The sequence below is a fragment of the Trinickia sp. LjRoot230 genome, from assembly GCF_964253315.1.
In the GTDB taxonomy this organism is placed as follows: domain Bacteria; phylum Pseudomonadota; class Gammaproteobacteria; order Burkholderiales; family Burkholderiaceae; genus Trinickia.
Genome location: NZ_CAXUQX020000001.1, coordinates 2,063,568 through 2,073,520 on the forward strand (window position 1 = coordinate 2,063,568; position 9,953 = coordinate 2,073,520).

Annotated in this window: 10 protein-coding genes; 7 read left to right on the forward strand and 3 right to left on the reverse strand. The window is 62.0% G+C overall.

The window, feature by feature from the left end; translation table 11 throughout:
• Positions 1-3: 3 nt before the first annotated feature.
• Positions 4-951, reverse strand: a complete 948-nt coding sequence (locus ACSQ20_RS09640; RefSeq protein ID WP_436019311.1) for a LysR substrate-binding domain-containing protein — start codon at positions 949-951, stop codon at positions 4-6.
• Positions 952-1,065: 114 nt separating this feature from the next.
• On the opposite strand from ACSQ20_RS09640, the gene ACSQ20_RS09645 reads away from it, so the two are divergent.
• From ACSQ20_RS09645 to ACSQ20_RS09675, 7 genes are all read left to right on the forward strand, one after another.
• Positions 1,066-2,136, forward strand: coding sequence for a YeiH family protein (locus ACSQ20_RS09645; RefSeq protein WP_436019313.1), 1,071 nt, complete (start codon positions 1,066-1,068; stop codon positions 2,134-2,136).
• 63 nt (positions 2,137-2,199) lie between these two features.
• Positions 2,200-2,934, forward strand: a complete 735-nt coding sequence (locus ACSQ20_RS09650) for a glutathione S-transferase (protein WP_436019315.1) — start codon at positions 2,200-2,202, stop codon at positions 2,932-2,934.
• A 100-nt stretch (positions 2,935-3,034) separates the two neighbouring features.
• Positions 3,035-4,768: a ClcB-like voltage-gated chloride channel protein gene (locus ACSQ20_RS09655; protein WP_436019317.1), complete on the forward strand. Its 1,734-nt coding sequence runs from the start codon at positions 3,035-3,037 to the stop codon at positions 4,766-4,768.
• 141 nt (positions 4,769-4,909) lie between these two features.
• Positions 4,910-5,860, forward strand: a complete 951-nt coding sequence (locus ACSQ20_RS09660) for an IS5 family transposase (RefSeq protein ID WP_436018149.1) — start codon at positions 4,910-4,912, stop codon at positions 5,858-5,860.
• Positions 5,861-6,092: 232 nt separating this feature from the next.
• Positions 6,093-7,430, forward strand: coding sequence for a C45 family autoproteolytic acyltransferase/hydolase (locus ACSQ20_RS09665; RefSeq protein ID WP_436019319.1), 1,338 nt, complete (start codon positions 6,093-6,095; stop codon positions 7,428-7,430).
• An 81-nt stretch (positions 7,431-7,511) separates the two neighbouring features.
• Positions 7,512-7,775, forward strand: coding sequence for a hypothetical protein (locus ACSQ20_RS09670; RefSeq protein WP_436019321.1), 264 nt, complete (start codon positions 7,512-7,514; stop codon positions 7,773-7,775).
• 55 nt (positions 7,776-7,830) lie between these two features.
• Entirely contained in the window at positions 7,831-8,061 is a 231-nt protein-coding gene (locus ACSQ20_RS09675) for a DUF2795 domain-containing protein (RefSeq protein ID WP_436019323.1), read from the forward strand.
• Between the two features lie 50 nt (positions 8,062-8,111).
• Here ACSQ20_RS09675 and ACSQ20_RS09680 read toward each other — a convergent pair whose 3' ends face one another.
• Both ACSQ20_RS09680 and ACSQ20_RS09685 read right to left on the reverse strand, forming a co-directional pair.
• A complete protein-coding gene (locus ACSQ20_RS09680) occupies positions 8,112-9,197 on the reverse strand; it encodes a hypothetical protein (protein ID WP_436019325.1) in 1,086 nt (361 codons plus the stop codon).
• Positions 9,198-9,318: 121 nt separating this feature from the next.
• Entirely contained in the window at positions 9,319-9,927 is a 609-nt protein-coding gene (locus ACSQ20_RS09685) for a TetR/AcrR family transcriptional regulator (RefSeq protein ID WP_436019327.1), read from the reverse strand.
• Positions 9,928-9,953: the final 26 nt, after the last annotated feature.

Below are 9,953 nucleotides of genomic sequence, written 5' to 3' on the forward strand. Positions count from 1 at the left end.
GACCTAACGCCCCCTTGACGCAACCCGCGCGCCGCCGTCAGCCAGCCGCCCGTGCGCCGCATCGGACAACAAACACATTTCGAGAAACGACGCCGCCACGCGCGATGGCGCGCCTTCGTGCGGTACCAGAATCGAAAACTGACGCGTCAACGGCTTGGGAGCAAGCGAGAGGCGCGTCAACGCATCGTCCTCGTGGCGCATTGCCATAAGCGAGACGAAACCGACCCCCATGCCCGCGCGGACCGCCTCCTTGACCCCTTCCACGCCAGCCACGACGAGCGCAACCTGCGGCGACGTGCGCGCCGCAGCGAACGCCTGTTCCACCAACTGGCGCACCCCTGAGCCCTCTTCCCGTAGCACCAACGAAAAGCCGCCAAGCTGAGCGAACGTTACAGTGCCGGCTCCGGCGCGCTCGTGCCCGGCGAGCGGATGGCCGCGCGGAACGATGGCGACGATCTCGTCTTCGTGCCAACGATGTACCCCCGTGCCCTGCGGCAACCCGAGGTTGACCGGCCCCTCGATCATCGCGATATCGAGCGAATCCAGCGAGCCGACGATGTCAGCCGTGTTACCGCCCGCTGTCTGGATCGCAACTTCGGGAAAGCGTTGCTGAAATGCCGCGATCAAATAGGGCAGCAGATAGCTTGCCGGCGTCGTACTGGCGCCGATGCGCAGCGCGCCCCGAGCGAAACCGCGCAGCGCGTCGCGATAGCCATGGGCTTGTCGATATGTTTCGCGCAAGCGCTGAGCATATTCGGCGAGCTGCTTCCCGCTCGGGGTCAGCAATACCCCGCGGCCGTTTCGTCGATAGAGCGGCTCGCCAAATTCGTCTTGCAATTGGCGCAGCTGCCCGGACACCGCCGGCTGCGAGAGGTAAAGTGCAAGCGCGGCACGACTGATATTCAGATGCTCGGCGACGGCCGCGAAGGTTATAAGTTGGTCAGGGGTCATGAGAAGGAATCATCGGATATACCGATATATTACGTCGCAAATAACGATTTTTCATAAGCTTATTCGAGTAATAGCATAAGCCCATCACCACATTTGCTAGGTCAGGCAGCTTCGATGCATTCCTCAACTCTTCCCCACCCGGCGCCGGCCGCTGCCAGCGCCGGGTCGCACGGCCATCTCAACGGTCTGCTGTTTGTGGCGCTCTTTGCCGCCGCCGTCACCCAGCTTGCGGCGTTACGGCCCGTCGCGGCACTGGGCGTGAGCCCGCTGATCGTCGGCATCGTGGCGGGGGCGCTCTACGGCAACACGCTGCGGGCCGGCATGCCCGCGCATTGGGACATCGGCGTGAACTTCGCGGCGCGGCGGCTGCTGCGCATCGCCGTGGCTTTCTTTGGCTTGCGGGTCAGCTTGCAAGAGATTGCTCAGGTCGGCTTGCCCGGCCTGAGTATCTCGGTGCTCATGGTCGTCAGCACGCTTGTGATCGGCGTCTTGGTTGGCAAGCTCTTCAAACTCGATCGCGACACGGCGCTGCTCACCGCGGCCGGCAGCGCTATTTGCGGCGCGGCTGCCGTGCTCGCGTTCGAATCGACGCTGCAATCGAAGCCCGAGAAAAGCGCTGTCGCGGTGGGTACGGTCGTGCTGTTCGGCACGTTGTCGATGCTGCTTTACCCGCTTGCCTACCATGCCGGATGGCTACATCTCGATACGACGGGCGTGGGCCTTTTCTTCGGCGGTACGATTCATGAAGTCGCACAGGTCGTCGGCGCCGCGAGCGACGTCAGTGCCGAGGCAACACACGTCGCCACCATCGTCAAAATGACGCGCGTCATGCTGCTGGTACCGGTATTGCTGGCTTTGGGAGCATGGCTGGCTGCGAGCCGCCGCTCCGGCGGGCGCGGCACGCATGGCTCGGGCAAGCTCGCCATGCCCTGGTTCGCGCTCGGCTTTCTCGGCTGCGTGATGATCGACTCGCTGCACGTGTTGCCGCAGGCCGTCACACACGCGGTGAATGTCGCCGACACGTTCGCGCTGACCATGGCCATGACGGCGCTCGGCATTGAAACGCGCCTCTCGCAGGTGCGCGTTGCCGGCCCCCGCGCGCTGGCAACCGGTCTGGTCCTTTACATATGGCTGGGCGTAGGTGGCCTCGCGATGACGTACGCCGTCGAGCGTTTCGTCGCCTGAGCGAACCGAAGGCGAACAGGGTGCCTTCGGCCGCGGATTGTTTTCGTGATGAGGGACCAAGCGATGGCATATGAACTGCATTATTGGGACGGCTTGCAGGGGCGCGGTGAATTCGTGCGACTCGCGCTCGAAGAAGCCCGCGCGCCGTATATCGACGTGGCGCGCGAACGAGCGCAAGACGGGCACGGAGAAGACGCGATGCTCGCGCTGATCAATAGCCGCACCGAGCCGCACATTCCGTTTGCACCGCCCTTTTTGAAAGACGGCGACCTTATCGTTGCGCAGACCGCCAACATTTTGCTGTATCTCGGCTCAAAATTACATCTGGCGCCGCAAGACGACCTGCGTTACGTCGTGCACGGCCTTCAGTTGACTATCGCCGATCTCGTCACCGAAGTGCACGACACGCACCACCCCATCGCCAGCGGTCTTTATTACGAAGATCAAAAGGAAGCGGCGGAGGCCCGCGCGGGCGATTTCATCGACCATCGTCTGCCGAAGTTCCTCGGCTATTTCGAGCGCGTGCTCGAGCAGAATCCGCACGGCCCTCGGCACATGGTCGGCAAGACGCTGACTTACGTTGATCTGTCGATGTTCCAGGTGGTTGCCGGGCTCCACTATGCGTTTTCCCGTGCGATGAAACGCTTTGCCGCGCGCTATCCGCATCTGGCCGCGCTGCATGACGCCGTCGCCGCCCGTCCGAACATCGCCGACTATCTCGCTTCGGAACGGCGTTTGCCGTTCAACGAAACAGGCATCTTCCGGCACTATCCGGAACTCGACCGGGCAGCACACTGAACATATCGCCCCGCCCATCTGCCTGTACCGCATAAAATCGGGGCGCGATGCGAAAGCGCGGTGCTATCCTTGCGCTCGACTGCCACTCGCCGATGCCGCCGTGCTTTCCTTCCTGCTCCGTGCGCGTACCCGCGCCCAGAACCTGTTCCGCTTGTCCGAAGCGCATACGATGCTGCTGTGGGCGATCGTCACCGGCGTGCTCGGTGCGTTCGCCACGGTTGCGTTTCGGCGCTGCATCGATTTCTTCCAATGGAGCTTCACCGGGCGTGCGGGCAGCTTCGTCGAAATGGCGCGGGATTTGCCGTGGACCGTGCGCTTCTGGCTACCCGCCGCGGGCGGCTTGATCGCGGGATGCCTGCTGTTGATCGCGCAACGCCATGCCGACAAGCAGGCCAACTCCGACTACATGGAAGCCATTGCGATCGGCGACGGCGTCGTCCCCATTTGGCAAAGCGTCTGGCGCAGCATCTCGTCGCTCTTCACGATCGGCTTTGGCGGCTCGATCGGCCGCGAAGGACCGATGGTTCAACTCGCCGCGCTGGCCGGCTCGGTCATCGGCCGCGTCGTGCACTTCGATCCGCAACGGCTGCGCCTGCTGGTTGCTTGCGGCGCGGCAGCCGGCATCACGTCCGCCTACAACGCCCCCATTGCCGGCGCCTTTTTCGTGACGGAGATCGTGCTCGGGTCGATTGCGATGGAGAACTTCGGGCCAGTCGTCGTTGCCTCCGTGGTCGCCAATATCACGATGCGCGAATTCGCCGGGTATAGACCGCCGTATGAAATGCCGGTGTTCCCGCCCGTTGCCGGCGTGGAGGTGCTGCTTTTTGTCGCGCTTGGCTTCCTGTGCGGCGCGACGGCACCCCAGTTCCTGCGCGTGATCGACCTTTCCCGAGCGCAATTCAGGCGATTGCCATGGCCGTTGCCGCTGCGGCTTGCGCTGGGCGGGCTGATCGTCGGCATCGTTTCGGTATGGGTGCCGGAGGTGTGGGGTAATGGCTACAGCGTCGTGAACTCCATTTTGCATTCCCCCTGGACATGGACCGCGCTCATCGTCGTGCTGATTTCAAAGCTCGTCGCCACTGCGGCGACGGTTGGCTCGGGCGCCGTGGGCGGCGTGTTCACGCCGACGCTGTTCGTCGGCGCCGCGCTGGGCTCGCTGTTCGGCCTGGCGTCGCACGCCGTCTGGCCGCACGGCACATCGGGTTCATTCGCTTATGCCATCGTCGGCATGGGTGCATTTTTGGCGGGCGCCACGCAAGCGCCGCTGATGGCCATTCTGATGATCTTCGAGATGACGCTCAGCTATCAGGTGGTGTTGCCGCTGATGCTCTCATGCGTGGTTGCCTATTTCGTGGCCCGCGCGAGCGGCAAGGCGTCGATGTACGAAATCACGTTGCGCCGGCATGCCGATGACGAAGAGCGCATACGGCTGCGCGCCACGCAAATGCGCGAGTTCATCAAGCCTGCCGACACTGTCGTGCCGCTCACGGCAACGGTACATGACATGACGCGGGTCTTCCTCGAATATCCGGTCAAGTACCTCTATGTGACCGATGACGACGGCCATTTTGTTGGCGTCGTCGCCCTCAAGGACATCACGTCCGACCTGCTCGAGAAGCGCGACACGGCCTCGCGAACGGCGGGCGACTATCTTCAGCCGGAATTCACCACGCTCACGCCCGATATGCCGATCGGGGTGGCATTGCAGCGTTTTTTGGCGTTTCAAGGCGAACGGTTGCCGGTTATCGTCAGTGTGGACAAACCAAAATTGCTGGGTGCCGTCTATAAAACGGCGCTGCTCGACGCATACCGTCGGATGAATCCCGCACTTTGAGCATGGCCGACCGCCGCCGGGCGGGGCGTGTAGGTCTGCATAGCAAAGCGCAGCAATTTTTCTACAATGAAAACACTTGCTAAGGAGCATCTGATCTATTCGAGCCGTTAAGATTGATCCGTTGCCACTTGCCTCCGAGCCATGAAACAAACGACGTTCGCCTCGCTGGCGTTTGATGGAAAGAAGAAGCAGACGCGCCGGGAGCGTTTCCTGACGGAAATGGAAGCGGTGGTGCCGTGGACGGCGTTGCTGGCGGTGATCGAGCCGCACTATCCGAAGTCGGGCCGGCGTGGCCGACCGCCGATGCCGTTGGCCACGATGCTGCGGATTTACTTCATGCAGCAGTGGTACGCGTTGTCGGACCCGGCGATGGAAGACGCGCTCTACGAGATCGAATCGATGCGCCGGTTCGCGCAGCTTGAACTGTCGGACGATGCGCTGCCCGATGAGACGACGATCCTCAAGTTCCGACATCTGCTGGAGCAGCACGGGTTGACCTCGAAGATGATGAACGTCATCAACGAGACGCTGGAAGCACGGGGCATGCTGCTCAAGGGCGGCACGATGGTAGACGCGACGATCATCCATGCGCCGCCGTCGACGAAGAACGAGGGCAAGCAGCGCGACCCGGAGATGCATCAGACGAAGAAGGGGAACCAGTGGTTCTTTGGCATGAAGATCCACGTTGGGGCGGACGTCGATAGCGGCCTGGTGCATACGGTATCGGTGACGCCGGCCAACACGGCGGACGTGAGCGAGTTGCCGGTGCTGCTGCGAGAGAGCGATCGGGCGGTGTTCGGCGACAAGGGCTACGTGAACAACGCGTTCAAGCGTCTGGCGCGTGAAGCCGGTGTGTTCTGGGGTGTTGCGCTCAAGGGCAGCAAGCCGTATCCGCTGACGAGCGCAAACAAGCGCTTCAATCACCGGATGTCCTCGATCCGGGCCCGGGTCGAGCACGTGTTTCGGGTGATCAAGCGGCAATTTGGCTACGCGAAGGTGCGCTACAAAGGGCTGGCGAAGAACGCGGCGCAGGTGTTCTCGCTGATCGGCCTGACGAATCTTTATCTAGCGAGGCGAAAGCTGATGGCTTGATGGGAAAAATCCGTCCGCTGCCTCGGAAAATCGGCGCTCGGGGCCGATATGGCCTCGATTGGTAGCGTGATGGCCGGAAAAATCGATCATCGAAGCTCGCAGAAAATTGCTGGCATGAACGTCAACGTTCAAAACGTCAATAGATCAGATGTTCCCTAAGTGCGCTCAAGGCTCAGCGCCCGCGCTGTGACGCCAGCGTTCTTTCGGTCGAGTCATCCCTTGCGGAGCGAAGATGAGCGAACCGTCCCTCGATGCCGCGCGCCGCGATCACGCGGGTTGGATCTTTGTTCACCTCGAAGGCGAGCCGTACGACCGCGGCGAGCAGCATGGCAAGGTGCTGGCCTCCGAAATTCAAAACGCCATCCGGACAGCGAAGTACCTGGCCCGCTGGGACACGGGCGAAGACTTTGCAACCTTCACCCGCGCCGCGCTCGAGCAGTTTTCCCACCGGCTCGACACTGAGTTTCTCGATGAAATCCAGGGCATCGCCGACGGTGCACAAGTACCGTTCGCCGAAGTCTTGGCCTGGAACGGCTATATGGATTTGCTGCAAAGCTGGTGGCCGGCGCAAGTGGCCGCGCGCGAGCCGCGGCTTGGCGTCAGACCGTGGCGCGGCCGCCGCGGCCATCATTGCAGCGCATTTATCGCGACCGGCAGTGCGACGCGCGACGGGCGTATCGTCATGGCGCATAACTCGTGGGACCGCTACGCGGCTGGCGACGCGTTCAACGTCGTGTTCGACATCGTGCCCGACGCGGGGCACCGCATTCTGATGCAAGGCTTGCCCGGCTGCATTTCGAGCTTGACCGACTTCTGGCTGACGTCAGCCGGGCTGATGGTCACGGAGACGACCATTTCGAACTTCGCCGGCTACAACGCTTCCGGCGCGCCCGAGTTCTACCGGTCCAGACGAGCGACGCAATACGCCAACTCCATTAGCGAGTGGTGCGATATGTTTTCGCTGTCGAACAATGGGGGATACGCGAACAGCTGGCTGCTCGGCGACCGCAAGACGGGCGAGATCGCCCGCTATGAGTTGGGCCTGCACTATCGCGGCTTCGAGATCACGAAAGATGGCTTTTATAGCGGCTACAACACGGCCACCGATCTTAAGATCCGCAACCAGGAGTGCGTTGGAGAAGGCGAGGACTACACCGACGTGCGCAAAAACGGCGCGCGCCGCTTGCGCTTCATGCAACTCGCCGACCTGCACCACGGCAAGATCGACGTGGAGCTGGCCAAGGAAATGATCGCGGACCATCACGATGTCTACCTCGATCGCAGCGACAACCCCTGCTCGCGCACGATCTGCGGACACCTTGAACTCGACGATGCGCGTTTCGGCGGTTCGGATCACGGGCCGTTCAATCCATGGGGGGCGAACGACGGCAAAGTCGTCGATAGCGAGATGGCGCGCGATTTATCGTTCTGGGCGCGCTGGGGGCATCCGTGCGGCAGGCCGTTCGACGCGCAAGCGTTCATGAAGCGGCATCCGCAGTGGAATTGGCTGAATGGCTATATGCGCGACCGGCCGTCCTGGCCGTGGACACGCTTCGAGGTGCTGCGCTAGCGCGGGCACGTGGCATGCGGCCCGATGGCTCGAAACCGCGGCCCATCGGCAGGATGCACGCATCGAAAAGGAGGTCGAGTCATGAAAGTCTCGACAGTGACAACGATGGCATTGCTTTCGGCATCGTGCTTCGCGGCGCCGACTCATATGACAGCGCTCGATAGCCTGACGGCGCGCGCCGCGCTTGCCACTGCCCGCGCAGACGCGCCGCCCGTCGCCCCCGCGGCCCCGCGCGTGCTGGCCGGCAGCGGCCCCGGTCCGGAGCACTGGCGACGCATCGAGCTACCGAAAGCACGAGGCTTGGCCAGCCATTTTGCGCCGCACGAGCGACAGGCCCAGACTTGATCGGGCACAACGCAGCCCGTTCGCAAACCCGCCCACCAACGACAGGAGCCGCGCCATGACGACATCGGCCATCCCCGATGAACCCATCGATCTGCAGATGACAGATGTACTGAGTAACGTGGCGTTTCCGGCGAATAAAGACCAGATCGTCGATATTGCGCGCGAGGCGGGTGCGAGCAACGAACTACTGGCGATTCTCGATGGTCTGCCCGAACAGGACTACGCGGACATCAACGCGGTGATGCCGCTGATCGGCAGCAACTACGGGCCCGGTGTCAGTTCGTGACCGGCTCGTGACCGGCACTTGAGCGCGCCCGACGGTGGCTGGCGCTGCCGCTAGCCCACCAGAGCCTTGATCTTTTCCACCGCGCTGGCCCGATTCGCGATGATCGCGGCCACGGCCTTCGGCGCGCCCTCGACACAATTCCCTTCGCCGAAAAGCGTAGCCAGGATCAGCATGGCGAGCGGGCAGCGCGCATCGTGTCCGAGGACATCGGGATATCGATGCTGAAACACCTCATGCTCCGACGGATTCGCCTGAGCAGCGTCCCATAGCGCACAAGCGATGTAGTACGCGTCGCGATGAACTTCCTTGCCCTGGGGCGTCGCCCGCATTTTCCCGATGCGGTGCGAGAGCTTATCGTATGCGCGATATCCGGAAAGTCCGACAGCCGCGATCGGATTGAGCGAAGCGGCCGATGCCGCCGCCGCATCCATCCATCCCTGTGCGATCTTCGCCGCCCGATCGCAGCAACTGCACGTACCGCGGTACCGTTCTTCGAGCGCCAGCATGGGGTCGAGCCTGTTGTTGATCACAAGAACCGAAATGATGGTGGAGATGTGGCTCAGCACGCCGAGATATCCGCTCGCAAGCGTTGTCGCGTTCGCCGCAGCGTTAGCGCTCATCCACCATGTCATACATTGCTGCACGAGCGCGCTGTTGCTGGTACTCAACACGGTGCTTGCCATCGGCGGGATGGTCGATACGAACGTTCCTGCCGCGCTCACCAGACCGTCGGTTGCGTCGTGAACTTCTTTGGCCCCTTCGACGATCTTGCCGACCGTCTCGCTACCGGTCGCTTTCGCGACGAATTGCCCCACTGCATTGATTGCCGCGGGCACAGGCGACGCCACGAGTTGAGCGAAGGTATCCGCCGCGGCGCCCAGTTTGGCGTGCGGGAACTTCGGCCGCGTCTCGATCAGTGTATAGACGAGCTTCTTGCACTCCTCGTAGCTCGTACCCAACGCGCACGCCTGCATTGCGCGAACGTCCTGCGCGCCTTTTACCAGCAGCGACATCGCCCGCAGAGCTTGAAGATCCTGCGGCAGATTCTCGCTTCGATTTCGCGGCGAGGTCGCCCGGCTTTGCTGCATAGCCATCAGTCGCAGTCTGGCGTTGTCTTCGCGTGAGTAACCCGGCATAGTCGACGCCTTTATCCGTTAGGGATCGAGCACATTCGCTCGATACGTCCCAGATAGTTTTAATCAGAGTCGATGCACAAATCGTTGCGAAATATCTTGATAACGCCGCGTTCCCGCCCTTTCAGTCGATCATGACCTTCCGGAAGAAACCGGCGAGAACAGACTCCGTAATCTCATCGGTGAACTGCTGCGGATCGGACATGCGGAAAAACTGCACGCCGTCGCACAGGCTCACCAGCCCCAACGCGAGCGTATCGGCCGGCAGCGGCAACGGCGTGCCAAGTTGCTCGGAAAACGCCCGAATATAGGCTGCGATTCGATCGAGCTTTTCATTTCTGAACGCATTGAAGAGAACGCGGAACTTGGCGTCTCGGCTGGCCAGCAGCTTCGCCTCCACCCATAGCGGAAAGTAGTCGTCCTGGCGAAACATCTGGCTGTAGTACACCATCGCGCGCTTTTGCATTTCTTCGCGCGTGCCGCCCTCGGTCATGATTGCTTCGAAGGCTTCGTGTATGCGGTCATGATCGCGCCGAAGCAGCTCGATCATCAGTTCCGACTTGCCGCCAAAATTTGAATAGAACGCGCCGCGCGTATAGCCCGCGGCCGCGGCAATGTCCTCGACGCTCGTCGAGACATATCCCTTTTTCATGAACATCGTCCGAGCCGCTTCGATCAGGCGCTCGCGCGTCTGGTCCTTGCTCTGCTCGCGGGTCAGGCGGTTTCTTTTCATGGTGCGAAGTGTAGCATCGCTTGTCA

Bases quoted from the DNA above. Each gene is read 5' to 3' on its own strand.
- ACSQ20_RS09640 (WP_436019311.1), bottom strand. From the start codon at position 951: ATGACCCCTGACCAACTTATAACCTTCGCGGCCGTCGCCGAGCATCTG.
- ACSQ20_RS09645 (WP_436019313.1), top strand. From the start codon at position 1,066: ATGCATTCCTCAACTCTTCCCCACCCGGCGCCGGCCGCTGCCAGCGCC.
- ACSQ20_RS09650 (WP_436019315.1), top strand. From the start codon at position 2,200: ATGGCATATGAACTGCATTATTGGGACGGCTTGCAGGGGCGCGGTGAA.
- ACSQ20_RS09660 (WP_436018149.1), top strand. From the start codon at position 4,910: ATGAAACAAACGACGTTCGCCTCGCTGGCGTTTGATGGAAAGAAGAAG.
- ACSQ20_RS09665 (WP_436019319.1), top strand. From the start codon at position 6,093: ATGAGCGAACCGTCCCTCGATGCCGCGCGCCGCGATCACGCGGGTTGG.
- ACSQ20_RS09670 (WP_436019321.1), top strand. From the start codon at position 7,512: ATGAAAGTCTCGACAGTGACAACGATGGCATTGCTTTCGGCATCGTGC.
- ACSQ20_RS09675 (WP_436019323.1), top strand. From the start codon at position 7,831: ATGACGACATCGGCCATCCCCGATGAACCCATCGATCTGCAGATGACA.
- ACSQ20_RS09680 (WP_436019325.1), bottom strand. From the start codon at position 9,197: ATGCCGGGTTACTCACGCGAAGACAACGCCAGACTGCGACTGATGGCT.
- ACSQ20_RS09685 (WP_436019327.1), bottom strand. From the start codon at position 9,927: ATGAAAAGAAACCGCCTGACCCGCGAGCAGAGCAAGGACCAGACGCGC.